This window comes from Pseudomonas sp. GW456-L12 (genome assembly GCF_059424045.1).
Genome location: NZ_JBWKZA010000008.1, coordinates 267,930 through 291,427 on the forward strand (window position 1 = coordinate 267,930; position 23,498 = coordinate 291,427).

Here is a 23,498-nt window from a genome sequence, read left to right on the forward strand (position 1 = left end):
TGCTCGCGATGAACTGGAGAGCACTGCGGTTAGCCAGTGAGTGGGCGATACCGTTAACGACCATGGCGAGCTCCTACAGGTTTCTTGCACCCGCAGGCTCAGTGGTCGCGACCCTGGGCAGAAAAATAGAACCCTGGCGAACCACCGCAGTCCACCGATCAAGCTCCCGAAAACGGGAGCTTCCTGAAATCTCGGCAGTTCGTACTGATGGCCAGCAGCGCCTGGCCCTTCAGTTCAAGGAGACGCCCATGAAACGCTCTGTACTGTTAGGCCTGTTCGTCACCGCTTCGGTCCTGGCTTCCCCCAGCTTCGCCGGGAACCAGGAAGACCTGTGCCAGGTGAACCTGCAAACCATCCGTGATGCACGGACCACCATCCAGGCCGCGGACCTGCAGGCCAACATCGACGCCACTGTGCAACAAGCCCAGGCGGCCCAGGCGAAAAACACCGAGGAAGGCACCAAGGAATGCATCGCCCTGACCACCCGCGCGATCCAGAGCATCCAGAACAGCGCCAAGGGTGAAGGCGGCGGCTAACGGGCCCCGCCTTCGGGATGGCCTTGCGGGCCATTTTGGCGTAGACTCTACAAACCTGCTGGTAATGCACAGCAGGTTCGGGGCCGTTTAGGATTCGACGCCGGTTGCGAAACTTTAGGTGCATGCCGAGTTGGTAACAGAACTCGTAAATCCACTGTTGCAACTTCCTATAGTTGCCAATGACGAAACCTACGGGGAATACGCTCTCGCTGCGTAAGCGGCGCTAGCCTTCCTTCTGGTACCTTCGGGTCCAGCAATCATCAGGGGATGTCTGTAAACCCGAAATGATTGTCATACAGAACAGAATCGCCGTGCAGTACGTTGTGGACGAAGCGGCTAAAACTTACACAACTCGCCCAAAGCACCCTGCCCGTCGGGTCGCTGAGGGTTAACTCAATAGACACGGCTACGCATGTAGTACCGACAGCGGAGTACTGGCGGACGGGGGTTCAAATCCCCCCGGCTCCACCAAACGAAGCACCAACAAAGCCCGCCTTGTGCGGGCTTTGTTGTTTCTGGCCTTAACGTTCCGCCACCATCGCCCACCGCCCCCTCCCCGCACTCACAGTGCCGAGCCTTCCTTCCCCTGAAGCAGCGTTAAGTCTCTTTCTATTGTGCGAATTTTCCTAGAAACTCCCAGCCGCTTGCGCCTACCGCCCTGCACTGGCTAGCCTCGATTCGTCACTGCAAATTCAGTGACCGGGTTTAGCAGCTCGACGTGTAACTAGGCGCATGGCGCCCCCATTACGCGGCGCTTTTTTTTGGCTCCGCTTTATGGCGGCCGTGCGCAGGGCACCTTCGGGTGCGCCGGGGTCCTAGTCACCGGTCTGCTAACCTGCGAACGGCCGCCACCCTATCGTTTAGCAGCGACGGTGATGGCTCCTATCTCTGTACTAGGAGTTACACCATGAAAAAGCTCGTCCCCGATCCGCCCCGCACTGCGACCCATCGCGTCAGGAACCTCGAACACGATCTGGCCAATCAGCACATCCGGCAAAAGCTTTCAGTTCAGCCTGCTGATGTGTCTCTGATTCAGTCGCTCAAAAAAACCGTCAGTATCCCGGTGAGCCGCGATTCCTTGTTCTCGGTCCGGGAAGGCATCAACGCCGAAGAAGCCCTGCTCCATGTCTCCCTGCTGCTGAAAAGCGCCGAGAAGGTTTCCGATGAAATCACTGAGCGCGGCAGTGGCATCGAGCGCGGTTTGATCTGGTCCCTGGTGCACTCGGTGGAGATGGCACGGGCCGTGGTAGACGCCTTGCTCGATGGCAGTCGCCACACGCCATCGCTGAAGTAGAACACCCCGCGAACGCACGGCGCGGCAGCATGACCTGCCGCGCTGTTCCTTAATGACATCACCTGCGCATGTGGAAAACAGACACGGCCTGAACGAGCCTGGAATGCTGGCCGCATTCGAATTCAACGCACCCGCCAAACACTCAAAAAAGCATCTCCAAATCCACCCCCTCCGCCATCGCCTTATTCCCCGCATCCCCCGGATGCAGGTGATCGCCCGAATCGATCAACGGCAACAACCGGGTCGGATGCTGTGGATCGCGGGTCAGTTGGTCAAAGTCGATCACCGCATCAAATGCCCGGCTGCTGTGAATCCACTGGTTGAGCGCCTGGCGCAGTTGTTCCTTTTGCGGGCTGTGGTAGTGCTCGATGATGCTGCCTTCCAGGGCGCCTTCGAAGGGCAGCAGCGTGGTGCCGATGATGCGCAGGTTGTGGCGGTGCGCCTGGTCGATCAGTTGTCGATAACCGGCGATTAGCTTGTCCAGTGCAGGCAAGGGTGCGTTGGGCGCGAAGGCGGTGCCGGGCCAGCTGATGTCGTTGATTCCCAGCATGACGACCACGCTTTTCACCCCGGGTTTGCTCAGCACGTCGCGCTCGAAACGTGCCCGTGCGCTGGCGCCCATGCCATTTTCGAGCAGGCGCGCGCCGGATATGCCGCCGTTGAGCACGGCGATGTTCTCGGCGGCCAGGCGCTGGGCGAGGAAGTCGGGCCAGCGGCGGTTGCTGTCCAGGGTCGAGCCGTTGCCGTCGGTAATGGAGTCGCCGAGCACCACCAGCGCCCGGCTGTCGGGCGCGGCGTCCACCAGGATGTCGCTGAGGAACAGCCGCGCTTGCACCTGCTCCTTGCCTTCCAGGCGCGGCGCATCAATCTGGTTGCCCGGGCTGATGAACGCGGTTTGCTTGCCGTCCCAGTGGAAGGTGGTCAACGGCGTGGGCTGTGGCAGGTACAGCGAAACCCGCAGCTCGCCGAGGGCCGGCACCGCCAGCGCGACCGGGTCGCTGGTGCGGGTTTCGCCCGGCGCGATGCTGACCTGCTCCTCGCCGCCAAACTTCAGGACTTGTCCGGAGCCTGCGCGAACGGACTCGCCCTCCTCCATGGCGGCGACCCACGCTGCGCCAATCAGCAGAGGCTGCTGGCCGTATTCGTTGGACACCACCACCCGCACCCGGCTGCCACCGACGCTGACGCGCAGCTTCTGCTGGATGGTGCTGTCGGCCAGGGTTTCGGGAATCCGCGTGGGCAGCGGCAGCTCGTTGCCCCAGGTTGGTTGCGGGCTGGCCATCCAGGTGGTGAGCCAGTTGTCCTGGGCCAGGGCAGGACCTGCGGTAAGCAGGGCCGTGACTATCAGCGGCAGGGAAAATCTTGAGTGCAGGGCTTTCATCCGGGTAGCTCCTTGAGGCCGTAAGGCTGAGGCGAGCCAGATTGCTCCATTCGAAATAACCGTGATAGAAGGCATAACTTCATACAACCCATTCCGATATCGAATACCCATGGACAGCCTCAAAGCGATGCATTGCTTCGTCCGCGCCGTCGAGCTGGGCAGCCTGTCGTCGGCCGCCCGGGAGCTGGGCAGCACCCAGCCCACCGTCAGCAAGCTGGTGGCTGCCCTGGAACAGCAGTTGGGCACCCGCCTGCTCATCCGCGGCACCAGCGGGCTGACGCCCACCGAACAGGGCAAGCGCTTCTACGAACGGGCGAAAGCCGTGCTGGAGGAATACAGCGAAGCGGTGGCCGAGGTGCGCGGCCTGACCGAGCGCCCCGAAGGCGTGCTGCGGGTTAACGTGCCAGTGAGCCTGGGGGTGTTACACCTCAATGCCTTGCTGCTGGCGTTCATGGCGCAATACCCGGACATCGAGGTGGAGCTGATCTTCAACGATCGCTTCGTCGACCTCACCGAGGAAAACGTCGACCTGGCCCTGCGCCTGGGCGGGGACCTGCCGCCCAACGCCATCGCCCGACGCATCGCGACGTCGCCGCGCTACCTGGTGGCGGCCCCGGAGTACCTGCGCCAGCATGCGCCCTTGAACAGCCCGGCCGACCTGGGCGAACACAACTTCCTGCGCTTCGCCTGGCTGGCGGCGGGCGACCGCCTGGAGCTGAGCGGCCCGAGCGGCGAGAAGGTCAGCGTCACCCCCAAAGGGCGCTACCGGAGCAACAGCTCGTTGGCCATCCGCGACGGCGTGCTGCAGGGCGCGGGGCTGTGTGTCACCCCGGCCTGGCTGGTCAGCGACCTGCTGGACAGCGGGCAACTGGTGCGGGTCCTGCCCGACTGGAGCGGGCCAGCCAACGAGGCGTTCCTGATCTACCCCGAGCGCCGCTACCGGCCCCTGCGCGTGCGTTTGCTCATGGACTACCTGGCCGAGCGAGTGGCGCGGTTGCCGGGCTTCATTCCCTGAACCCAGGGCCAGCGCGTTGCCTGCCATGGACACGATCAATGGCCATTACGATCCCCTTTTGGCCAACCCCGTGCTGTGAATCCCAGGGGCCGTCGGCAAGAATCGAACCCGGACCACTGACTCGGTGGCCCAGGCTGTCACCAGAACCGCCCTTGTGAACCTTGACCCTCTTTGTCCTTTGCCCTTTCAAGGACCGCCTGCCGCGTACAGAACATAAAAACCATCGCCACGCTGGGGAAACCATTCATGGCCACTATGAAACGCATACTGAGTGCAACCGTTTGTGGGCTGTCGCTGCTGGCCGGCGCGGCACAGGCCGAGCAGCGCGAGCTGCGGGTGTACAACTGGGCCGACTACATCCTGCCATCGGTGCCCAAGGACTTCGCCAAGAACAGCGGCATCAAGGTCACCTGGGACACCTTCGACACCAACGAATCCCTCGAAGCCAAGCTGCTGACCGGCAACTCGGGCTACGACCTGGTGGTGCCGTCGAACCAGTTTCTCGACACCCAGATCAAGGCCGGGGTGTTCCAGAAGCTCGACAAGTCCAAGCTGCCCAACTGGAAGCACCAGGACCCCGAGCTGCTCAAGCTGCTGGACCGCAACGACCCGGGCAACCAGTACGGCGTGCCCTACATGTACGGCACGGTGCTGATCGGCTTCAACCCTGCCAAGGTCAAGGCGGCGCTGGGCGACAACGCGCCGGTGGACAGCTGGGACCTGGTATTCAAGCCGGAGAACATGGAGAAGCTCAAATCCTGCGGCGTGGCCATGCTCGACTCGCCGTCGGAAATCCTGCCGCTGGCCCTGCATTACCTGGGGCTGGACCCCAACAGCCAGAACCCGCAGGACTATGAAAAAGCCAAGGATCTGATGCTGAAGATCCGCCCCTACGTCACCTACTTCAACTCGGCCAAATACATGACCGATATCGCCAATGGCGACATCTGCGTGGCCATCGGCTACTCCGGCAGCTTCTACCAGTTCGGCAATCGCGCCAAAGAGGCCGGCAACGGCGTGGTGGTGGACTGGCGCCTGCCCAAGGAAGGCGCGCCGATCTGGTTCGACACCTTCGCTATTCCCAAGAGCGCGAAGAATGTCGCCGAGGCCCATGAGTTCCTCAACACACTGCTGGACCCGAAAGTCATCGCGCCCATCAGTGATTTCCTCGGTTACCCCAACGCCAACAAGGATTCGATTGCGCTGATCAACAAGGAGATCACCGGCAATACCGACCTGACGCCAACCCCCGAAGCCCTGAAGAAGCTCTATGTGGTGCAGCCGCTGCCGCAAAAGCTGGAGCGCGTGCGGACCCGGGTCTGGACCAGTATCAAGTCGGATAAATAATCCGCCCTCAGGCAGCCCCGCCCTGGGGCTGCCTGGCCTTCACTTCAGCTCGAACACCAGGCAGGGATTGTCATTCAAGCGCCCCTCGAACACCGGGGTCGCCTGCTCCAGCGCAGTTCCCGCCAGCAATGCCCGATCCTTGCGCGCCAGGATCACCCAGGCCGGACGCGGCAACGACGCCAGCGGCGACAGATCGTCCTTGCCGATAAACCGCGGCTGCTCGTCGTGGTCCAGGTTCATCATGTAGCGCACCGCCCAGGTGTCTTTGCCCAGGTTGAGAAACACCAGGGTGCCGCGGTCCTCCCCACGCAGTTGCTCGACCTGCCCGACAAAACCCCGGGTGGCGAATTGCAGGTCCTTGGCCGGCTCGATCACCTTCACCAGCAGCCACCACTGCGCCGCCAGGGCCAACAGGCTGAGCAACACCAGGCGCCGCCCCGGCGCATTGCGAGTGGTTTGCCAGACATGCAGCGCCAGCACCTGCAGGCCGAAAAACACCGCCATCATCAGCGGCAACGACAGCGCCGGCCAATAATTGTGTTTCTGCCAGCTGTGCCGACAGACCAGCAACACCACGGCGCACAAGCCCGGCAACAGCATAACCAGGCCGAGATAAAACCAGCGCACCCTGAGCAGCCAGCGCTGCGGGTGGAGCAGGCCGTAAGCCGCGACTGCCGCGAACATCGGCACCATGGGCAGGATGTAATAGGCACGCTTGAAGTGCGGCACCGACAAGCCGAGCAGGATCATCAATCCACAGGCGCCCAGGCGCGCCAGCAGTTGCAGCTTGTCGTCGGCGTGCCGCGTGGACCATTGCCGACGCAGGACGAACAGCGTCGCCAGCGCCAGCGGCACCACCGGGAAGTACCGGTAGAGGCTGAGCTGAAAGTAGAAATACAGCGGCTCGCCGCTTTCATCGAGGCGCCCGCCCACCTGCATCTGGTAGACCTGCCGGGCGAAGGCTTCGCCGCCACTGAACTGCGCCAATTGCATCAACGCCCACCAGCAGGCAGCCAGCAGGATCAGGCCGACCAGCCCATGGACGAGTACCTTGCTCAGCCGCCGCCAGCCGTCGCCCGGTGCCCGGCAAGTACTCAATGCCCAGTAGGTACAGGCCACGCCGCAGACCTCGATCAGTCCCAGGGGGCCGCGGATGGCGAAGGCGATGACGAACAGCGGAAAAATTGCGTACTGGCGCCATTTAGAACCCAACTGCTCGCCGCTGTGCAGCAGGTAAAAACAGCCCAGGCACAGCAGCGAGACCATCTGGTCCAGGCATACCGAGCGCGACTTCTCCAGCCACTGGGTGGTCAGCGCCGTGAGCAGCACCGCCAGCAGCGCCCAGGTGCGGTCGAACGGCGCCAACAGGCGGTACAGCAGCGCCAGCACCCCGGCCGAGGCCAGCGCCGTGGGCAGGATATTGGCCAATTCGTTAGGGGCGCCGAACAGCTGGGCAAAGCCATAGCTGAACAAGGTGGCGGTGCCCGGATAGTCCGGGTAAGGCTCGCCATAGGTGGTGGGAAACAGGCTCGCGCCGTGGCGGAACATCTCCTGCAAGAACAACATCCAGCGCCCATCGAAGCCTTGCGCCGGCTGGTCCCAGATGCCCAGGGTGAACAGCATCAGGGCCAGCAGAAAAACGCCCAACATCTCGATGCGAATACGGTGGTGGTCCATGGATGATCCGTCAGAGGGTGCGCTGCCCGAAGGCTGGGGATGCCGGCTGCCATGTTGCAGCGCCAAGCCCTGAACCATCCCTGAACAGCCTGTAAAAAAATGCTGGCCTCCCATCAGCCCCACTCGCAAAGACAGGCTGGCGCCCCCTCCCCCCTGATCACTCAACTTGGCGTGTTCAGTCCTCCTGCCGAAGAAACGGCAACAGATGAGCAATAAAGGCCTCGGGTGCCTCTTCGGTAATGAAGTGGCCACACCCCGGCACTATCGCCCCCTGAAGTCTCAGGGCATTGCCCTTCATCGTCAGCAACGGCGCATCGTTGGTGGCGTGTTCGGCGCCAATCGCCAGGACCGGCATTGCCAGTGGGCAGCTGGCACGCTCGCGGTTCTGCCGGATGCTCTCGGGGATGGCCCGGTAATAGGCGAACCCGCCCCGCAGCCCACCGGGCACCGAGTAGGCTTTGACATAGGTCTGGACCGCGACCCGCTCCTGATGCACCGACCACTTTTCGAACATGTAAGCCAGGTACTGCGCCTCCCGCCCGGCGATCAGCATCTCCGGCAGGTCCTGCAACTGGTTGAACATGAAGTGCCAGAGAAAGATGTTCTGCCCCGCAGGCGCGAAGATCGTCGGCGCCTCGGCCAGGCCGGGAATCACCGCCTCCGTCAGGGCCAGTTTCTCCACCGCCTGCGGATAGTCGCTGGCCAGGGCGTAGGCCACCCACATGCCGACATCGTGCCCCACCACCGAGTACTGGCTGTAACCGAGCGCCAGCATCAAGGCCTGCAGGCGAGACGCCGTGGTGCCGGTGTCGTAGCCCTGCTCGGGGCGATCGGACAAGCCCATGCCGGGGAGGTCGACCGCGATCGCCCGGTAACCCTGCCCGGCCAGCGCCTGCATGACATGGCGCCAGGTGAACCAGGTCTGCGGCCACCCGGGGATCAACAGCACAGGCTTGCCCTGGCCCTCACTGACATAGTGAATGCGCCCGCCGTCCACCTGTACGTAGCCATGGCGGTAGTCACGCCCGGCAAAAGCCTGCTGCTCGAAAAGATCCATGCTCAGCGTCCTTGATGGGAGGGCTGGGCAATGCCCAGCAGTCGGTTGATCTGGGCCTGGTCCAGCGGCGCGCCGGCGAAGTCGTCAAAGACTTTGTCCGTCACCTGGATGATGTGCTCGTTGATAAAGGCCACGCCTTCGCGCGCGCCCTGCTCCTGGTCTTTCAGGCAGCACTCCCATTCCAGGGTCGCCCAGCCGGCATAGTCATAGAGCGCCAGCTTGGAAAAGATCCCCTTGAAATCCACCTGCCCGTCGCCCAGCGAACGGAACCGCCCGGCCCGTTCGGCCCAGGGCTGATAACCGCCGTAAATGCCCTGGCGGCCGGTGGGATTGAACTCGGCGTCCTTCACATGAAACATGCGAATGAACTCGTGGTAGATATCCAGGTAGTCCAGGTAATTGAGTTGCTGCAGGACGAAATGGCTGGGGTCGAAGAGCATCTTGCAGCGCGGGTGGTTGCCGACCCGCTCCAGGAACATCTCGAAGCTCACGCCGTCATGCAGGTCCTCGCCCGGGTGGATCTCGTAGCACAGGTTCACCCCCTGCTCGTCACAGGCGTCGAGAATCGGCAGCCAGCGCTTGGCCAGCTCATTGAACGCCGAGTCGACCAGGCCTTCCGGGCGTTGTGGAAAGGGAAAGAAATAGGGCCAGGCGAACGAGCCGGAAAAGGTCCCCATGTCGCTGAGCCCCAACCGACGCGAAGCCTTGGCCGACAGTTTCAGCTGTTCGAGGGCCCACTGGGTCCTGGCGCCACTGTCGCCCCGCAGAGCCGCCGGGGCGAAGCCATCGCACAGGCTGTCGTAGGCCGGATGCACGGCCACCAACTGGCCGAACAGGTGGGTGGTCAGTTCGCTGATCACCAGCCCATGTTCGGCCAGGGTGCCGCTGACCTCATCGCAATAATCCTGGCTGCTGGCCGCCAGGCGGACATCGAACAACCGCTCATCCCAGGCCGGTACTTGAAGCGCCTTGAACCCCAGCCCCGCCGCCCATGCGGCAATGGCGGGCAGGGTATTGAATGGCGGTGCCGCATCACTGAATTGAGCCAGGTGCAGGCTCGGTCCCTTGAGGGTTTTCATGGTTCACGCCCTATTATTTGTCGGTCGACAAACAATAGGGCTCCCCTCGACACCCCGTCAATACGATGGCTTGATTTTTTTGTCGATCGACCAATAATTGGCAGCACTCCCTTTGCATCGAGAACTGGACATGGCTGGCAGACCCCGCGAATTCGACCGAAAGCAGGCCCTGTACAAGGCGCGCGATGTGTTCTGGCAGCGCGGCTTCGAGGCCACGTCCATGTCCGATCTGGTGGACGCGCTGGGCATTGCCTCGGCGCGCATCTATGCGGCCTTTGGCTCCAAGGAAGCGTTGTTTCGCGAAGCCATCGAAGTCTACGAATCAGGCGACGGCGCCTTTGCCGACGCAGCCCTGGGCGACGACATCAGTGCCCGCGATGCCATCGAACGCATGCTCAGGGAAGCCGTCGAACTCTATACCCAGCCCGACCGGCCACTGGGCTGCATGGTGGTGTCCTCCGCCACCAATTGCTCGGCGGACAACGACGGCATCAGAGAATGGTTGGCCGAACACCGTCGCGACAGGACCCGCTCCATCATCGAGCGCCTGGAGCAGGCCGTGCGCGCTGGCGAGCTGCCCAAGCGCACCGACGTGATGTCCCTCGGGGACTGCTATGCCACGGTGCTGCATGGGCTGTCGGTGCAGGCCCGGGACGGCATCGGCAGGTCGCGCCTATTGGCGATGATTCCCATGGCCATGGCGGCCTTCGATGCGCAAACCGAAGCGGCCACTTAACACTTGCGAGCAGCCAATCGCGGACAAAAAAACGGCCCGGCGGGATCACCGCCAGGCCGTATTCGAGTCATTGCGCGATTTACAGAAAGACCGCCGAGAGCATGCCCAGCGCGCCCAGGCAACAGCCGATCAGCGTGCCGCGCCCCGGCACCTCACGGAACACCGACCAGATCACCAGCGGTTCGAGCAGCAACAGCGAGGTCACCGACACCACCGTGATCATCCAGATATCGCCGACCGCCAAATAGCCCAGCCAATAGGCGCCAATCAGGCAGATACCGGCGAAACACATGATCAGTACAGGCAACGCCAGGTCCGGCCATGACGTGTTGCCCGTATGCGCCAGGCGGGCGGCGACCACTTCGCTGTAGATCGCGCAGAACTCGCCCAGCACCATCAGCCCTACAGCAGAAACTCCGAGTAATTCTTTGGACATATGACAAACCCCTTGGTATTGAGAGCCAGATTTTTCAGCTCCCAGGCAGCAATGGCTCCGCTGACGGAGCCGCCATGACGATGCCGAGGGGTTTGCTCTAATTCAGTGGCCGTGAGGAACCTGAACATGTCCATCTCCTGCGTGGTGGGTGGTACGGGCGCCCGCGAACGCCATGGACGATTGCGGGCCGCTCTCTGTATAGGGTATTTCCGGGGTGGTCGACACGCGTTTTTTGTAGAGTTTGTGTGTGTTGTCGCGATGACACCCCGGCAAGCCTTTGTCCTCCTTATTCGAGATGCATCCATGGCCCTCCTTGAACTCCACAGCGCCCGCCTCGACCTGGTGGTGCTGGCCCCGGCCCAGGCCGAACTCGAAAGCGCCTACCACCTGGACAACCAGCAGCACCTGGCGCCCTGGTCGCCGTTACGACCTGCCCACTACTACAAGCCCGAACAGGTACGCCTGCGCCTGGAACAGCAGGCGGTCGCCTATGGTTTTGGCAATGCCGTGCATTTCGCCCTGCTGGAAAAGGCCAGCGGCCAGATGATCGGCACGTGCAATTTCACCGGGATCATGCGCGGGGCGTTCCAGGCCTGTTACCTGGGTTATTCCCTTGCCGCGGCCCATCAGGGCCGGGGCTTGATGCACGAGGCGCTGCAAACCGCCATCGGCCATATGTTCGACGAGCTGAAGCTGCACCGGATCATGGCCAACTACATCCCCGACAACCAGCGCAGTGCCGCGTTGCTGGAACGCCTGGGGTTCGAGCGCGAAGGTTATGCCAAGGCCTACCTGCAAATCGCCGGGCGCTGGCAGGATCATGTGCTCACCGCGCGGGTCAACGACGCCCTGGTGTGACTGGCGCTACTCGGCCCGGAAGTTCCAGACGATCTCCACCACCCGCACCGCCAATATCAGGTACACCAGGAACAGCGCGACCTGCAGCAGCCGGTGATAGGGCAGCCTGGCCAAGCGGCGTAGGCCGTCGCTGACATTGAGCAGCATCAGCAGCGCCGACACCCCGATCAGCCCCCAGCCGGTCAGGCCGGAGCCGAACAGGCCCAGGAACAGGTGGTGGTCGCTGTGCAGCGCATTGGTCCCGGCGGCGAACAGCAAGGCGCAGACCAGCAGGTTCTTGACGTTGTCGAAGACCCGCGTGTTCAGGTCGCCGTCCAGCAGGTCCAGATACTTTCGCCACAGTTTGCGCATGTTCAAGGCACCTGTTCAGCCGCAGGAAAGAAAGACGCCCAGGGCGTTTTCAAAGATCAATCACCCGCCGGGCGCACCTCCCAGCGTAGTGACGATTGCCACAACCTGCTTGCGGTCGTTCCCCCCTCAGACCCGCAGGCGCACGGTCTCGAACAAGGCCCGGTCCTCTTTGCGTGCCGAGCGCGCATGCCGGCGGATCACCTGCAGCAGGCAATCGGTGAAACACAGCGCCGGGTTGCTCAGGGCGACATTGCAGCGGGTGACGATGCTCAGGTGCCGGGGTTCGAACTGCTCCTCCAGTTGCAGCGACACCAGGCGCCCGAGGAACGGCGGGGCGGTGCTCATGATGGTCGGACCCCAGGTACACATGTCGGCGTGCTCGACCATCATTTGCAGGATCGCCAGGGAATGGGCGCGGACGATGCGGCGTTCGTCGATCTGCGCGCCGTGGCGCCAGAACAGGTCCTGCATCAGCGCGTCGTGGCCATCCGGGGCGTAGTTCAGGGTCCATTGCTGATCGAGCAGCTCATGGATCGAGCGGGCGTCCTGCCGGGCATGGCCCTGGCGCACCAATACCGAGGTCTGATAGTCCAGCAGGGTCTCGCAGGAAAAGTCCTGGGGCGCCTGGGACGGGTGCAACTGGCCGATGGCGAAGTCCATGCTACCGTCGCGCAGCAGCGGCTGGGCCACCGCCATCAGGCTTTCGAACAGCTCCAGGCGCACCTGCGGCATGCGCTGGAGAAACTCCAGTACCACCTCGGGCAGCAGGGTCAGGGCGATCCACGGCGTGACCCCGACACACAGGCGGCCGCTGTTCTTGCCGCGCAACTGGTCCAGCTCGGCCTGGGCATGCTCCAGTTGCTTGAGCACCAGCCGGGCGTGGGTCAGCAGCACCTTGCCGTACTCGGTGAAGTTCAGGCCGCTGGGGGTGCGGACGAACAGCGGCAGCTGCTGGGCGATTTCCAGCTCGCGCAGCGCCTTGGTCACGGCCGCCTGGGACAGGTTCAGCGAACGCGCGGCGCCGCGGATACTGCCGGTCTCGGCGCTGGCGATCAAGGCTTGGAGTTGGTGCAATTTCATCGGCGTGCCCAGGTGACAACTTCAGGTTGTCATCATAACCAAACTGAGCCTCCCCGACAGGCCGCCCGATGCCTAAGATCAGCCCGACAGCGCCTCGACGATTCGCCCGACGGGTCCGAGCTGGCGAGCGACCCTGGCCGAGGAGCCCCACCATGAACGCCCGTTACGTGCTACCCGAGATAGCCGAGCAGCAGAACGCGATGATCGCCCTGCGCCGCAGGATCCACGCCCATCCCGAACTGGGTTTCGAAGAGTTCGTCACCAGCGAACTGGTGGCCGGGCAACTGCGCGAATGGGGTTATGAAGTCAGCACCGGCGTCGGCCGCACCGGCGTGGTGGCCACCCTGAAGAATGGCCAGGGCCGAGCGCTCGGCCTGCGGGCCGACATGGACGCCCTGCCGATCCAGGAAACCAGCGGCGTGCCCCACGCCAGCCGGATCGACGGGGTGATGCATGCCTGCGGCCACGATGGCCATACCGCCACCCTGCTGGCGGCGGCGCACTACCTGGCGCGCTCGCGCAACTTCAAGGGCACCCTGCAGCTGATTTTCCAGCCCGCCGAAGAAGGCCTGGGCGGCGCCCGGGCGATGCTCGATGACGGCCTGTTCGAGCGTTTCCCCTGCGACGCGGTGTTCGCGATGCACAACGTGCCGGGCCATCCGACCGGGCACCTGGGCTTCTACAGCGGCCCGTTCATGGCCTCGGCCGACACCGTGACCGTCAAGATCATCGGCCACGGCGGCCACGGCGCGGTGCCGCACAAGGCGGTCGACCCAGTGCTGGTGTGCGCCTCGATCGTGGTCGCCCTGCAAAGCATCGTCGCGCGCAATATCAACCCCCAGGACACGGCCATCGTCAGCGTCGGCGCGATCCATTCCGGCACCGTCTCCAACGTGATCCCCGCTTCGGCCGACATGAGCATCAGCGTGCGCGCCCTGACGCCCGAGGTGCGCCAGTTGCTCGAACGACGCATCACCGAGCTGGTGCACGGCCAGGCCGCGAGTTTTGGCGCCCAGGCGCAGATCGACTATCAGCACTGCCATCCGGTGCTGATCAACCACCCCGAGGAAACCGCCCTGGCCCGGGAAGTGGCCCGCGAGTGGCTGGGCGACGAACAGTTGATCCACGACCTCAAGCCGTTCACCGCCAGCGAAGACTTCGCCTTCATGCTCGAACGCTGCCCCGGCAGCTACCTGGTGATCGGCAATGGCCAGGGCGAAGGCAGCTGCCTGCTACACAACCCGGGTTACGACTTCAACGACCACTGCCTGCCCATCGGCGCGACCTATTGGGTCAAGCTGGCCGAGCGTTTTCTTGGCTGAGTGGGCAGGTAGCGACAAAAGGCTGTAGCAGTGTCATCACTGACGTAGCCGGCGATTAACCGAGGAAAAAACAATGAAAAAAACGATCGCTGCGGTTTCATGGGTGCTGTTGTCGGTGTCGGCCAGTGCCGGCGCGGCCGACTGGTCGGGCAAGGTGCTGAAGCTGGGCGTGGACCCGACCTACCCGCCCCTGGAATACAAAGACCCCGACGGCAAGCTGAGCGGCTTTGGCATCGACATCGCCGAAGCCCTGTGCGCCGAGCTGAAGGCCCGCTGTGTGTGGGTCGAAAGCAGCTGGGACGGGATGATCCCCGCCCTGCTGGCGCGCAAGTTCGACGCCATCGCCTCGTCGATGACCGTCACCCCCAAGCGCATGACCCGCATCGCCTTCACCGACAAGATCTCCAACGCCCCCGCGCGGCTGATCGCCAAGCGCGGCGCGGGCCTGGTGCCGACCCTCGATTCGCTCAAGGGCAAGCGGGTCGGCGTCGAACAGGGCTCGGCCCAAGAGGCCTACGCCAAGGCCAAGTGGGGCGCCCAAGGGGTACAGATCCTCTCCTACCAGAGCCAGGACCAGGTGTACGCCGACCTGATCGTCGGGCGCCTCGACGCCTCGTTGCAGTCGTCGATCCAGGCCAGCTACGGCTTCCTGTCCAAACCCATGGGCAAGGATTTCGAGTTCGCCGGCGACACCCTCAGCGACCCGGGCTTTTTCGGTGTCGGCGACGGCATCGGCCTGCGCAAGGACGATGTGGAACTGCGCGAGGACCTGAACAAGGCGCTGGCGACCATCCTGGCCAACGGCACCTACGCCAGGATCAACCGCAAATACTTCGACTTCGACATCTACGGCGGGCCCTGACCGCGACCGCGCAACGCCAGGCGCGACGCCCGCCGCCACGGCCGCGTCGCCGCCTTTTTCAGCTCACTCTAATAACAACAAGGGGCGTGAAATGCTTCTGGAAGGTTTTGGCCCGCAGATTCTGCAGGGCACCCTGACCACCCTCAAACTGGCCCTGTCGTCACTGCTGCTGGCGGTGCTCCTGGGGCTGCTCGGCGCCAGCGCCAAGGCCTCTGGCAACCGTGGCCTGCAAGCGCTCGCCGGCGGCTACACCACGCTGATCCGCAGCATGCCCGACCTGGTGATCATGCTGCTGTTGTTCTTCAGCCTGCAAATGCTGCTCAACCAGTTAACCGACTGGCTGCAGATGGCGCAGATCGACATCGACCCGTTCCTCGCCGGGGTGCTGACCCTGGCCTTCATCTACGGTGCCTACTTCACCGAAACCTTTCGCGGCGCGTTCCAGGCGGTGCCCCGGGGCCAGCAGGAAGCGGCCAGGGCCTACGGCATGAGCCGCGCCCAGACCTTTCGCAAAGTGCTGTTCCCGCAGATGTTGCGCCATGCCTTGCCGGGTATCGGCAACAACTGGCTGGTGCTGATCAAGTCCACGGCGCTGGTGTCGATCATCGGCTTGAGCGACGTGGTCAAGGCCACCCAGGACGCCGGCAAGGGCTCGATGCAGTTCTTTTACTTCACCCTGGTCGGCGGCCTGATCTACCTGGCCATCACCAGTCTTTCCAACCTGGTGCTGATCTGGCTGAGCCAGCGTTACTCGGTCGGTGTGAAGAGGGCCGCGCTATGACCGATATTCTCCAGGAGTACTGGCAGGCCTACCTGTGGAGCGATGCCGCGCAGCTGTCCGGGCTGGCCATGACCCTGTGGTTGCTGGTGCTGTCGGTGATGGTCGGCTTCACCCTGGCGGTGCCCTTGTCCCTGGCCCGGGTCAGCCGCAACCCACTGCTGCGCACCCCGGTGTGGCTCTACACCTATGTGTTTCGCGGCACGCCGCTGTACATCCAGCTGCTGTTCTTCTACGCCGGGGTCTACAGCCTGAGCGTGGTGCGCGCCCAGGACTTTCTCGACGCGTTCTTTCGCGACGGCTTCAACTGCACGGTGCTGGCGTTCGGGCTCAACACCTGCGCCTACATGACGGAGATTTTCGCCGGCTCCATCCGCTCCATCGCCCACGGTGAGGTGGAAGCGGCCAAGGCCTATGGCATGAACCGCTTCACCTTCTACCGGCGCATCCTCCTGCCGTCGGCCTTGCGCCGGGCGCTGCCGTCCTTCAGCAACGAAGTGATCCTGATGCTGCACTCCACCTCCGTGGCCTTTACCGCCACGGTGCCGGACCTGCTCAAGGTCGCCCGCGACGTCAACTCGGCCACCTACGCCTCCTTCAGCGCCTTCGGCATTGCCGGCGTGCTCTACGCCTGCAGCGCCTTTGTCCTGATCTGGCTGTTCCGCCGCGCCGAACTGCGCTGGCTGGCCTACCTCAAGCCACAGACTCACTGATCCCTTACGGGAGAGGCTCGCATGTACAAATTGATCGTCGAAGACCTGCACAAGAACTACGGCAGCCACGAGGTGCTCAAGGGTGTGTCGCTCAAGGCCAAGGCCGGCGATGTGATCAGCATCATCGGCTCCTCCGGCTCCGGCAAAAGCACCTTCCTGCGCTGCATCAACTACCTTGAACAACCGTCCGGCGGACGCATCGTGGTCAACGCCGAAGAGCTGCGCACCCGCAAGAACCGCCTGGGCGAGCTGTGCGCGGCCGACCCGAAGCAGCTGCAAGCGATGCGCAGCAAGCTGGCGATGGTGTTCCAGCACTTCAACCTGTGGAGCCACATGACAGTGCTGGAAAACATCATCGAATGCCCGATGAATGTGCTGGGCATCGCCCGTGACGAGGCCATCGAGCGGGCCCGCAAGTACCTGGACAAAGTCGGCCTGCCGGCCAAGGTCGAGGCCCAGTACCCGTCCTACCTGTCCGGCGGCCAGCAACAGCGCGTGGCCATCGCCCGGGCGCTGGCCATGGAGCCACAGGTAATGCTGTTCGACGAGCCGACCTCGGCCCTCGACCCGGAGCTGGTGTCGGAGGTGCTGCGGGTCATGCAGCAACTGGCCGAGGAAGGCCGGACCATGGTGGTGGTTACCCACGAGATGGCCTTCGCCCGCGAAGTCTCCAACCACGTCATGTTCCTGCACCAGGGCCGGGTGGAAGAGGAAGGACCGCCCGAGCGCGTACTGGAAACCCCCAGCAGCGAGCGCTTGAAGCAGTTTCTTTGCGGCAGCCTCAAATAGAGTCCTGAGCAAGGCCGTCGGGTGTGGCCCCTTACGCCCGGCGGCGGGGCCGCGTTCGGGCGCCAGGACCAGGGATTGGCCTGGCGCCCGGGAGCGCGGTACTTCGCCACCGCCCCGGATAAACCGCCAGCCGCCAGCGTCGCCGCCCAATCCCTCCCTCGTTCACGATTTGTTAAGAATCGCCTCCGTATACTCGGAGCGCCTGATCCTCCCCGGCGCAATCTCTTCGGCAGTCTCCTCATGTCGCGACCCGCACCGCTGTTGCTTCTGCTTGCCGCCCTGCTGTTCTTCTTCGCCCTGGGCAACCACCAGTTGCAAGGCTCCACCGAAGCCCGGGTCGCCGGGATCGCCATGCAGATGCACCTGGACGATGACTGGGTGACGCCGCGCCTGTTCGGCCAGCCCTTCCTGGAAAAACCGCCGCTGAGCCTGTGGCTCGATGCCAGCGCCATCCGCGTATTCGGTGGCACGCCGTGGGCGGTGCGCCTGGCCTCGGCCTTCGCCGGGCTGTTCAGCGTAATGCTGCTGTACACCATGCTGCGCCGCTTCGGCCGCCCGCCAGCGGTGGCCTGGGTCGCCGGCGCCATGCTGGCGACCATGGCCAGTTACTGGGGCAATGTGCGCGGGGTCGGTGAAGACGCCCTGCTCAGCCTCGGCGTGACCCTGGCGCTGCTGGCGTTTTTCCACACCCAACGGCGCCAGGCCGAACGCCAGCCGGCCACTCTGGGCTGGCTGCTGTTCGCCCTCGGCATCGCCATCGCCACCCTGAGCAAGGGCGTGCTGGGCCTGGCGATGCCGGGTGTGGTGATCTTCGCCTGGCTGCTGGCCGACAGCCTGATCGAAAAGCGCTTCGCCCTCGGCCACTGGCTCACACCCGCCCTGCTGACCCTGCTCGGCCTGGTGCCGCTGCTGATCTGGTTGTATTTCCTGTACCAGCGCGGGGGCCTGCAAGCCCTGGGCGAAGTGCTGTGGACCAACAGCGTCGGGCGCTTCGATGGCTCCTTTGTCGAGGCCGGGCACTACGAGCCCTTCTATTACTACCTGGCCAAGCTGCCGCAAGCCTTCCTGCCGTGGAACATCCTGGTCTACCTGGGCCTGTGGCACTTTCGCAAAAGCCTGGTGAAAAACCGCTACCTGCTGTTTTTCAGCCTGTGGCTCGTAGCCCAGTTCACCCTGCTGTGCCTGGCGTCGAGCAAGCGCACCGTGTACCTGATGTCGCTGACCCCGGCCGCGGCGGTGCTGGCGGCCGAATACGCGGCAGTGCTGTACGAACGCCTGCGCCAACGCGCCGCGGGCGATGGGTTCTGGAGCGTCGTGGGGCGTCGGCGCCGCGGCCTGGCCATAGGCGTGCTGACGCTGGTGGTGTGCAGTTACCTGGTGGCCGCGCAGTGGGCCGCGCCACGCGCCGATCGCAAGCTGTCCTTTGTGCCGCTGATCAGCGAGATCCAGACGCTACAGGCCGCCGGGAAACAGGTGGCGCTGTATCAGGCCAACGAACGCGCGGCCGGCGCCAGCGTGTTCTACACCCAGAGCCTGCTCAAGGACGTGCAGACCGAGGCCCAGCTGAATGAGTTTCTCGGCACCTCGCCGAACAACGTGGCGGTCATGGCCCTGGAGGAAGACCCCAAGCCACCGCTCAAGGTACTGAAGAAGGTCACGGTCAGTCGCCAGGCCTACTACTTTGTCGGCCACTGACCGGCACAGTGAGCGCCCATAAAAAAGGCACCCTCATGGGTGCCTTTTTTATCTCGTCGCCAGGCTTTCGCGCCGGCGCCGGCATGGCTCACTGAACGGTTTTCAGCTTGACCACATCGCCGGAGACCTTGGTGGTGTAACCGCTCAGGACCCAGGCCCAGAACCAGTTTTCCTGGATCTGGGTGTTGATCATTGCGTCACCGCCCTTGGCCTGGATGGCGGCGGTCTGGGCGCGAACGAAGCGGTTGTTCTGCCGGATTGGAATGACCCCGAACAGCATGATGCCGGTAGCCGTTGCTTCGCTGTGACCGACCACGGTGTACTGGCTACTATCCAGTTGCTGAGTTTTCATCGCAGTGCCGGTGCAGCCGGCCAGGGCCAGGACAACCAGCGCAGAGGCGACGATTTTGCTCAAGTGTTTCATGCATGACTCCATAAACCAGGAACCCGGGAACTCTTTTCTCCGGGGCGCGCACCCTAACAGTTCTGGTCACCCAAAAAACATCGGCAAGCGCCAAAAATTGCGCCGGGGCCCTCTCCCGCCAGGCGCCTGGCACCGACGATTCAGTCAGCTACTGAAGCACCGTTATCGGTCCGCCGCCGCGATCGGCACCGCGGACTGCTCGGCCCCCGGTTCGCTGTGCGCCAGCACCGGCTGCTCCAGGCGCGCGCGGCCATAAAACAGCAGCGCCGTCAGCAGGCAGGTGAGCCACACCACGATTCCCGCCCAGAAGGTATGGGACATGTAATGCCAGCCCTGCAGCACCCGGGTGGTGCCATAGACGAAGCCCAGCAGCAGCGAGCCGTACAGCAGCGCCTTGGCGTGGCGCCAGCGATAACGCCGGGCCACGAAGTACAGCGCCAGCAGGGTGAAACCGCCCGAGGCATGGCCGCCCGGCCAGCAGCGGCCGTCACCGGCGGTCTTCAACAGCTCGAAGTTCTCATACCATTCCTTGTGCTCGATCTTGCCGGCGTACTGGGTGGTTTCCACCGGGCAGTACACGCTGGTGTGGCCCTTGAGGTAGTGAATCGCCCCGGTGCAGAGGGCGAAGGCCACCACCACGAACAGCAGGTCCCGGCGATGGCGCGCGGTAAAACGCAATACCGGCGCCACGCGGAGCTTCTCCAGCAAGGCCTTGCCGCGGCCAAACCTTGCGCCCTTGAACAGCGGCCAGACAAACGACAGCAGCAGCCCGATCAGCGCCAGCTCGCCGGTCCAGTTGGGGATGATCCGCGCCCACTTGTGGGTGATCTTCTCGAACAGATGGGAGTGATCCAGCGGGAAGGTCTGGCTCAGCGGATCGAAGAACAGGTCGCTGAAGGCGATGTCGATCCGGGTCATGTCGAACATCAGGAACACCAGCGCCGCGCACAGCAGCGGCAGGCCGAGGTTCCATTTATAAAAGCTCCAGGCCGTAAAGCGGGAACGGGAAAACGCCGGCATATTCAGAGTCTCGGGCAAGGGACGGTCAGGGGCGGTTGAAGGCGACGGAACGCCAGTCGCTGGCTTCGATGAAGCCGAGCATGTGCGGACGCCCGTCGAGGGTATCGGTGGAGACGAACAACGAGGCGCCGTAGCCCAGGGTCGAAGACGGCAGCTTCAGCGCCTTCTCCAGCGCGGCCATGCATTCGCTGTGGGTCACCAGCACCAGGTTGCGCCCGGCCACCTTGTGCGCCAGGGCATCGCGCAACATGCTGCGTTTGCAGTCGAACAGCCAGTCTTCGCCACTGCCGGCCTTGCTGAACATATAACCCGAGGTCTGTACCGCACGGGTCAGCGGGCTGTGGTAGATGTCGGCCTTGTCCAGCCCCAGGTGCTCGAACTGCGCGCCGACCCCCACCGCCACGTCACGGGCACGGTCGGTGATGCCGTCGGGCACGTTCAGGCAGGCGACCCTGGAATGGTCGCAACGCTCCACATGACGAATCAGCACAATCATCTGGCCCTTGGCCCAGCCGGCGCTCAAGGCCCTGGCGCCGGCCAGGTTGCCGTGGGCCAGGTCCGGCACCGCCGCGGGCTTGAGCACAAAGAACACCAGCGGCAGCACCAGCAAGGCCACCAGGGCGATCACCAGGGTATTGCGATAACGGGCAAAACGGCTCGCGACGAGCGCGGGCTTTGCCACCGGAAGACTGAGTCCTGACGCCACGTGCGAGCCGCCCCTATATGACCACCAGACATTGAGTTGAGCAGCGCAGCAGACGCTAACCGCCGCTCATGACAAATCGAGTGCGTAGCACCCGATCGAAGGTCGGACTTTAGGCAGCGAGGCGTGGCCGCCCAGTGAAACGGATGTGAAAAAAAGCTCAATCGGCCAGGCGGTTTCTGGAGCGAAATCAGGCCCTTGGAAAGCCCCAAAATGGTGCAAGAAACTAATGCGACGAAATCGTTTCAGCTATTGCCCTTGCCGCCGATACACACCTGCGAACAAATCCTTGCTGGCCACCAATAACAACAATCTTCCAGCGATACACGATCAAGCAGCACAACGTTCCTGGAGGAATTGCATGAATAGCTGGTTCGGCAACATCAGCGTCAACCTCAAGTTAGGCCTGGGCTTCGGCCTGGTCCTGGCCCTGACTACCATCCTCGCCATCACGGGCTGGACCAGCCTGGGCGGTCTGATCGACCGCAGCAACTGGATGAGCGACATCACCCAACTGAACGCCGGGCTGACCAAGCTGCGCGTGACCCGCCTGCAATACATGCTGACCAACGGCGACGAAACCGCCGCGCAGAATGTGCAGGCCTCCCTGGACGACTTCTCGGCCCAGCAACAGAAGCTGCAGAACAGCTTCAAGAACCCGGCCAACATCAAGCTGCTCAAGGAACAGGGCACCACCATCAGCGCCTACCAGGCGTCCCTGAACAAGATGCGCAACGCCTACCGCAACGCCAATGCCGCCCGCGCGGTGATGAACGGCAACTCGGAAACGGCGCGCAACCTGATCAACAGCATCACCACGCGCGTTCAGCAAATGCCCCTGAGCGACCAGCGCTTCGAACAGTTCCAGGCCATCACCAAGGCCCGTGAGGAGTTCCTGCTGGCGCGCTTCGAAGTCCGTGAATACATCTACAACAGCACCGCGGACGCCGAACGCAATGCCGCCGCCCAGATCAACGCGGCGATTGCCGCGCTGGGTGGCCTGGACAGCCATTTCAGCAGCACCCAGGGCGATGCCCTGCGCCAGTTGAAAACCGCGCTGGATGACTACCGCACCTCCCTGCTGACCTTCAAGGCCGCGGTCAGCGAAGCCGGCCAGGCGCGCAAGGAAATGACCGAACAGGGCGCCCTGATCGTCAGCCAGAGCGAAGAGCTGTACCAGTTCCAGCTCGACCGCCGCGACGAAGAAAGCGTCCAGGCCCGCAGCCTGCAACTGATCAGCACCCTGCTGGCGCTGCTGGTGGGCATCCTGGCCGCGGTGATCATCACCCGCCAGATCACCCGTCCACTGCGTGAAACCATGACCGTGGTCGAGCGCATCGCGTCCGGCGACCTGACCCAGGACGTGCGCGTCACCCGCCGCGACGAACTCGGCGTGCTGCAACAAGGCATCGGCCGCATGGGCGTGACCCTGCGCGAACTGATCGGTGGCATCCGCGACGGCGTGACCCAGATCGCCAGCGCCGCCGAGGAACTGTCGGCGGTGACCGAGGAAACCAGCGCCGGGGTCAACAGCCAGAAGGTCGAGACCGACCAGGTGGCCACCGCCATGCACGAGATGACCGCCACCGTGCAGGAAGTCGCGCGCAACGCCGAAGAAGCCTCGCAAGCCGCGGCCGCCGCCGACGGCGAAGCCCGCGAAGGCGACAAGGTGGTGGCCGAAGCCATCGCCCAGATCGAACGCCTGGCCAGCGAAGTGGTGCGTTCCACCGACGCGATGAGCGTGCTGCAACAGGAAAGCCAGAAGATCGGCAGCGTCATGGACGTGATCAAGGCCGTGGCCGAACAGACCAACCTGCTGGCGCTGAACGCCGCCATCGAAGCCGCCCGCGCCGGTGAAGCCGGCCGCGGTTTCGCCGTGGTCGCCGACGAAGTCCGCGCCCTGGCGCAACGCACGCAGAAATCCACCGAGGAAATCGAAGGCCTGGTGGCCGGCCTGCAGAACGGCACCCAGCAAGTGGCCAACGTGATGAACAACAGCCGCAGCCTGACCGACAGCAGCGTCGACCTGACCCGCAAGGCCGGCGTCTCCCTGGAGAACATCACCCGCACGGTGTCGAACATCCAGTCGATGAACCAGCAGATCGCCGCCGCTGCCGAACAGCAGAGCGCCGTGGCCGAGGAAATCAGCCGCAGCATCATCAACGTGCGCGACGTCTCGGAACAGACCGCCGCCGCCAGCGATGAAACCGCCGCCTCCAGCGTCGAACTGGCGCGCCTGGGCAACCAGCTGCAAATGATGGTCAGCCACTTCCGCGTCTGACCCTCAAGGCCCTATCGCGAGCACACTCGCTCGCGATAGGCCGCCCACCCAACCCAAACCCAGT

23 protein-coding genes, 1 other RNA gene and 1 pseudogene are annotated in these 23,498 nt (G+C 63.7%); 15 read left to right on the plus strand and 10 right to left on the minus strand.

What is annotated here, in order from left to right; all coding sequences use genetic code 11:
* The first annotated feature begins 248 nt into the window (after positions 1-248).
* The 3 genes from AC07Y9_RS13560 to AC07Y9_RS13570 all read left to right on the plus strand — a co-directional run bounded on the left by AC07Y9_RS13560 (position 249) and on the right by AC07Y9_RS13570 (position 1,830).
* On the plus strand, positions 249-536 hold the full coding sequence (locus AC07Y9_RS13560; protein ID WP_007920821.1) for a PA2433 domain-containing protein: 288 nt from the start codon (positions 249-251) through the stop codon (positions 534-536).
* Positions 537-615: 79 nt separating this feature from the next.
* Positions 616-1,007, plus strand: a transfer-messenger RNA (tmRNA) gene (ssrA, locus tag AC07Y9_RS13565).
* 436 nt (positions 1,008-1,443) lie between these two features.
* Entirely contained in the window at positions 1,444-1,830 is a 387-nt protein-coding gene (locus tag AC07Y9_RS13570; protein ID WP_102678676.1) for a DUF6124 family protein, read from the plus strand.
* A 142-nt stretch (positions 1,831-1,972) separates the two neighbouring features.
* Here AC07Y9_RS13570 and AC07Y9_RS13575 read toward each other — a convergent pair whose 3' ends face one another.
* On the minus strand, positions 1,973-3,211 hold the full coding sequence (locus tag AC07Y9_RS13575; protein WP_102678677.1) for an SGNH/GDSL hydrolase family protein: 1,239 nt from the start codon (positions 3,209-3,211) through the stop codon (positions 1,973-1,975).
* A 109-nt stretch (positions 3,212-3,320) separates the two neighbouring features.
* Between AC07Y9_RS13575 and AC07Y9_RS13580 the strand changes: the two genes are divergently transcribed.
* On the plus strand, positions 3,321-4,226 hold the full coding sequence (locus AC07Y9_RS13580) for a LysR family transcriptional regulator (protein ID WP_102678678.1): 906 nt from the start codon (positions 3,321-3,323) through the stop codon (positions 4,224-4,226).
* A 246-nt stretch (positions 4,227-4,472) separates the two neighbouring features.
* Entirely contained in the window at positions 4,473-5,573 is a 1,101-nt protein-coding gene (locus AC07Y9_RS13585; protein ID WP_087091200.1) for a polyamine ABC transporter substrate-binding protein, read from the plus strand.
* 39 nt (positions 5,574-5,612) lie between these two features.
* Here AC07Y9_RS13585 and AC07Y9_RS13590 read toward each other — a convergent pair whose 3' ends face one another.
* The 3 genes from AC07Y9_RS13590 to AC07Y9_RS13600 form a co-directional block, all read right to left on the minus strand.
* Positions 5,613-7,250: an ArnT family glycosyltransferase gene (locus AC07Y9_RS13590; RefSeq protein WP_102678679.1), complete on the minus strand. Its 1,638-nt coding sequence runs from the start codon at positions 7,248-7,250 to the stop codon at positions 5,613-5,615.
* A gap of 175 nt (positions 7,251-7,425) precedes the next feature.
* On the minus strand, positions 7,426-8,307 hold the full coding sequence (locus AC07Y9_RS13595) for an alpha/beta fold hydrolase (RefSeq protein ID WP_102678680.1): 882 nt from the start codon (positions 8,305-8,307) through the stop codon (positions 7,426-7,428).
* Positions 8,308-8,309: 2 nt separating this feature from the next.
* Entirely contained in the window at positions 8,310-9,386 is a 1,077-nt protein-coding gene (locus tag AC07Y9_RS13600; protein WP_102678681.1) for a sugar phosphate isomerase/epimerase family protein, read from the minus strand.
* Positions 9,387-9,516: 130 nt separating this feature from the next.
* On the opposite strand from AC07Y9_RS13600, the gene AC07Y9_RS13605 reads away from it, so the two are divergent.
* Positions 9,517-10,122 carry a TetR/AcrR family transcriptional regulator gene (locus AC07Y9_RS13605; protein ID WP_007920808.1) on the plus strand — a complete coding sequence of 202 codons (606 nt, stop codon included), beginning with the start codon at positions 9,517-9,519 and terminating at the stop codon, positions 10,120-10,122.
* Between the two features lie 79 nt (positions 10,123-10,201).
* On the opposite strand, the gene AC07Y9_RS13610 is transcribed toward AC07Y9_RS13605, so the two are convergent.
* Positions 10,202-10,519, minus strand: a complete 318-nt coding sequence (locus AC07Y9_RS13610) for a hypothetical protein (RefSeq protein WP_053259584.1) — start codon at positions 10,517-10,519, stop codon at positions 10,202-10,204.
* Between the two features lie 342 nt (positions 10,520-10,861).
* Here AC07Y9_RS13610 and AC07Y9_RS13615 point away from each other — a divergent pair, with 342 nt between their 5' ends.
* The gene (locus AC07Y9_RS13615) at positions 10,862-11,416 is read left to right on the plus strand and encodes a GNAT family N-acetyltransferase (protein WP_102678682.1); all 555 of its coding nucleotides are present in this window, start codon (positions 10,862-10,864) and stop codon (positions 11,414-11,416) included.
* Positions 11,417-11,422: 6 nt separating this feature from the next.
* On the opposite strand, the gene AC07Y9_RS13620 is transcribed toward AC07Y9_RS13615, so the two are convergent.
* The gene (locus AC07Y9_RS13620) at positions 11,423-11,767 is read right to left on the minus strand and encodes a hypothetical protein (RefSeq protein ID WP_087091193.1); all 345 of its coding nucleotides are present in this window, start codon (positions 11,765-11,767) and stop codon (positions 11,423-11,425) included.
* Between the two features lie 126 nt (positions 11,768-11,893).
* Positions 11,894-12,847, minus strand: a complete 954-nt coding sequence (locus tag AC07Y9_RS13625; protein WP_102678683.1) for a LysR substrate-binding domain-containing protein — start codon at positions 12,845-12,847, stop codon at positions 11,894-11,896.
* 152 nt (positions 12,848-12,999) lie between these two features.
* Between AC07Y9_RS13625 and AC07Y9_RS13630 the strand changes: the two genes are divergently transcribed.
* The 6 genes from AC07Y9_RS13630 (at position 13,000) to AC07Y9_RS13655 (ending at position 19,006) form a co-directional block, all read left to right on the plus strand.
* A complete protein-coding gene (locus AC07Y9_RS13630) occupies positions 13,000-14,169 on the plus strand; it encodes a M20 aminoacylase family protein (RefSeq protein WP_102678684.1) in 1,170 nt (389 codons plus the stop codon).
* Positions 14,170-14,242: 73 nt separating this feature from the next.
* On the plus strand, positions 14,243-15,031 hold the full coding sequence (locus AC07Y9_RS13635) for an ABC transporter substrate-binding protein (RefSeq protein ID WP_102678685.1): 789 nt from the start codon (positions 14,243-14,245) through the stop codon (positions 15,029-15,031).
* Positions 15,032-15,122: 91 nt separating this feature from the next.
* Positions 15,123-15,812, plus strand: coding sequence for an ABC transporter permease (locus AC07Y9_RS13640; protein WP_097138720.1), 690 nt, complete (start codon positions 15,123-15,125; stop codon positions 15,810-15,812).
* Entirely contained in the window at positions 15,809-16,522 is a 714-nt protein-coding gene (locus AC07Y9_RS13645; RefSeq protein ID WP_102678686.1) for an ABC transporter permease, read from the plus strand. The genes AC07Y9_RS13640 and AC07Y9_RS13645 overlap by 4 nt, the downstream gene beginning before the upstream one ends.
* Positions 16,523-16,543: 21 nt before the next feature.
* Positions 16,544-17,311, plus strand: a complete 768-nt coding sequence (locus AC07Y9_RS13650; RefSeq protein ID WP_097138725.1) for an ABC transporter ATP-binding protein — start codon at positions 16,544-16,546, stop codon at positions 17,309-17,311.
* Between the two features lie 240 nt (positions 17,312-17,551).
* Positions 17,552-19,006, plus strand: a complete 1,455-nt coding sequence (locus AC07Y9_RS13655) for an ArnT family glycosyltransferase (RefSeq protein ID WP_102678687.1) — start codon at positions 17,552-17,554, stop codon at positions 19,004-19,006.
* Positions 19,007-19,094: 88 nt separating this feature from the next.
* On the opposite strand, the gene AC07Y9_RS13660 is transcribed toward AC07Y9_RS13655, so the two are convergent.
* From AC07Y9_RS13660 to pmrG, 3 genes are all read right to left on the minus strand, one after another.
* On the minus strand, positions 19,095-19,430 hold the full coding sequence (locus AC07Y9_RS13660) for a hypothetical protein (RefSeq protein WP_007920784.1): 336 nt from the start codon (positions 19,428-19,430) through the stop codon (positions 19,095-19,097).
* Positions 19,431-19,592: 162 nt separating this feature from the next.
* The gene (locus tag AC07Y9_RS13665; RefSeq protein ID WP_102678688.1) at positions 19,593-20,450 is read right to left on the minus strand and encodes a phosphatase PAP2 family protein; all 858 of its coding nucleotides are present in this window, start codon (positions 20,448-20,450) and stop codon (positions 19,593-19,595) included.
* Positions 20,451-20,475: 25 nt separating this feature from the next.
* Positions 20,476-21,132: a lipopolysaccharide core heptose(II)-phosphate phosphatase PmrG gene (gene pmrG, locus AC07Y9_RS13670; protein ID WP_102678689.1), complete on the minus strand. Its 657-nt coding sequence runs from the start codon at positions 21,130-21,132 to the stop codon at positions 20,476-20,478.
* A 517-nt stretch (positions 21,133-21,649) separates the two neighbouring features.
* Here pmrG and AC07Y9_RS13675 point away from each other — a divergent pair.
* Together AC07Y9_RS13675 and AC07Y9_RS13680 are read left to right on the plus strand one after the other, a co-directional pair.
* Positions 21,650-22,528 (plus strand): annotated as a pseudogene (locus AC07Y9_RS13675) (methyl-accepting chemotaxis protein); the annotation flags it as partial.
* Between the two features lie 201 nt (positions 22,529-22,729).
* Positions 22,730-23,434 (plus strand): methyl-accepting chemotaxis protein, encoded by a 705-nt coding sequence (locus AC07Y9_RS13680; protein ID WP_371858169.1) that lies wholly within the window; start codon positions 22,730-22,732, stop codon positions 23,432-23,434.
* Positions 23,435-23,498: the final 64 nt, after the last annotated feature.

What these genes read in the sequence shown, in the direction of transcription:
- AC07Y9_RS13560 (WP_007920821.1), top strand. Translation starts at nt 249, where the DNA reads ATGAAACGCTCTGTACTGTTAGGCCTGTTCGTCACCGCTTCGGTCCTG.
- AC07Y9_RS13570 (WP_102678676.1), top strand. Translation starts at nt 1,444, where the DNA reads ATGAAAAAGCTCGTCCCCGATCCGCCCCGCACTGCGACCCATCGCGTC.
- AC07Y9_RS13575 (WP_102678677.1), bottom strand. Translation starts at nt 3,211, where the DNA reads ATGAAAGCCCTGCACTCAAGATTTTCCCTGCCGCTGATAGTCACGGCC.
- AC07Y9_RS13580 (WP_102678678.1), top strand. Translation starts at nt 3,321, where the DNA reads ATGGACAGCCTCAAAGCGATGCATTGCTTCGTCCGCGCCGTCGAGCTG.
- AC07Y9_RS13585 (WP_087091200.1), top strand. Translation starts at nt 4,473, where the DNA reads ATGGCCACTATGAAACGCATACTGAGTGCAACCGTTTGTGGGCTGTCG.
- AC07Y9_RS13590 (WP_102678679.1), bottom strand. Translation starts at nt 7,250, where the DNA reads ATGGACCACCACCGTATTCGCATCGAGATGTTGGGCGTTTTTCTGCTG.
- AC07Y9_RS13595 (WP_102678680.1), bottom strand. Translation starts at nt 8,307, where the DNA reads ATGGATCTTTTCGAGCAGCAGGCTTTTGCCGGGCGTGACTACCGCCAT.
- AC07Y9_RS13600 (WP_102678681.1), bottom strand. Translation starts at nt 9,386, where the DNA reads ATGAAAACCCTCAAGGGACCGAGCCTGCACCTGGCTCAATTCAGTGAT.
- AC07Y9_RS13605 (WP_007920808.1), top strand. Translation starts at nt 9,517, where the DNA reads ATGGCTGGCAGACCCCGCGAATTCGACCGAAAGCAGGCCCTGTACAAG.
- AC07Y9_RS13610 (WP_053259584.1), bottom strand. Translation starts at nt 10,519, where the DNA reads ATGGTGCTGGGCGAGTTCTGCGCGATCTACAGCGAAGTGGTCGCCGCC.
- AC07Y9_RS13615 (WP_102678682.1), top strand. Translation starts at nt 10,862, where the DNA reads ATGGCCCTCCTTGAACTCCACAGCGCCCGCCTCGACCTGGTGGTGCTG.
- AC07Y9_RS13620 (WP_087091193.1), bottom strand. Translation starts at nt 11,767, where the DNA reads ATGCGCAAACTGTGGCGAAAGTATCTGGACCTGCTGGACGGCGACCTG.
- AC07Y9_RS13625 (WP_102678683.1), bottom strand. Translation starts at nt 12,847, where the DNA reads ATGAAATTGCACCAACTCCAAGCCTTGATCGCCAGCGCCGAGACCGGC.
- AC07Y9_RS13630 (WP_102678684.1), top strand. Translation starts at nt 13,000, where the DNA reads ATGAACGCCCGTTACGTGCTACCCGAGATAGCCGAGCAGCAGAACGCG.
- AC07Y9_RS13635 (WP_102678685.1), top strand. Translation starts at nt 14,243, where the DNA reads ATGAAAAAAACGATCGCTGCGGTTTCATGGGTGCTGTTGTCGGTGTCG.
- AC07Y9_RS13640 (WP_097138720.1), top strand. Translation starts at nt 15,123, where the DNA reads ATGCTTCTGGAAGGTTTTGGCCCGCAGATTCTGCAGGGCACCCTGACC.
- AC07Y9_RS13645 (WP_102678686.1), top strand. Translation starts at nt 15,809, where the DNA reads ATGACCGATATTCTCCAGGAGTACTGGCAGGCCTACCTGTGGAGCGAT.
- AC07Y9_RS13650 (WP_097138725.1), top strand. Translation starts at nt 16,544, where the DNA reads ATGTACAAATTGATCGTCGAAGACCTGCACAAGAACTACGGCAGCCAC.
- AC07Y9_RS13655 (WP_102678687.1), top strand. Translation starts at nt 17,552, where the DNA reads ATGTCGCGACCCGCACCGCTGTTGCTTCTGCTTGCCGCCCTGCTGTTC.
- AC07Y9_RS13660 (WP_007920784.1), bottom strand. Translation starts at nt 19,430, where the DNA reads ATGAAACACTTGAGCAAAATCGTCGCCTCTGCGCTGGTTGTCCTGGCC.
- AC07Y9_RS13665 (WP_102678688.1), bottom strand. Translation starts at nt 20,450, where the DNA reads ATGCCGGCGTTTTCCCGTTCCCGCTTTACGGCCTGGAGCTTTTATAAA.
- AC07Y9_RS13680 (WP_371858169.1), top strand. Translation starts at nt 22,730, where the DNA reads ATGACCGCCACCGTGCAGGAAGTCGCGCGCAACGCCGAAGAAGCCTCG.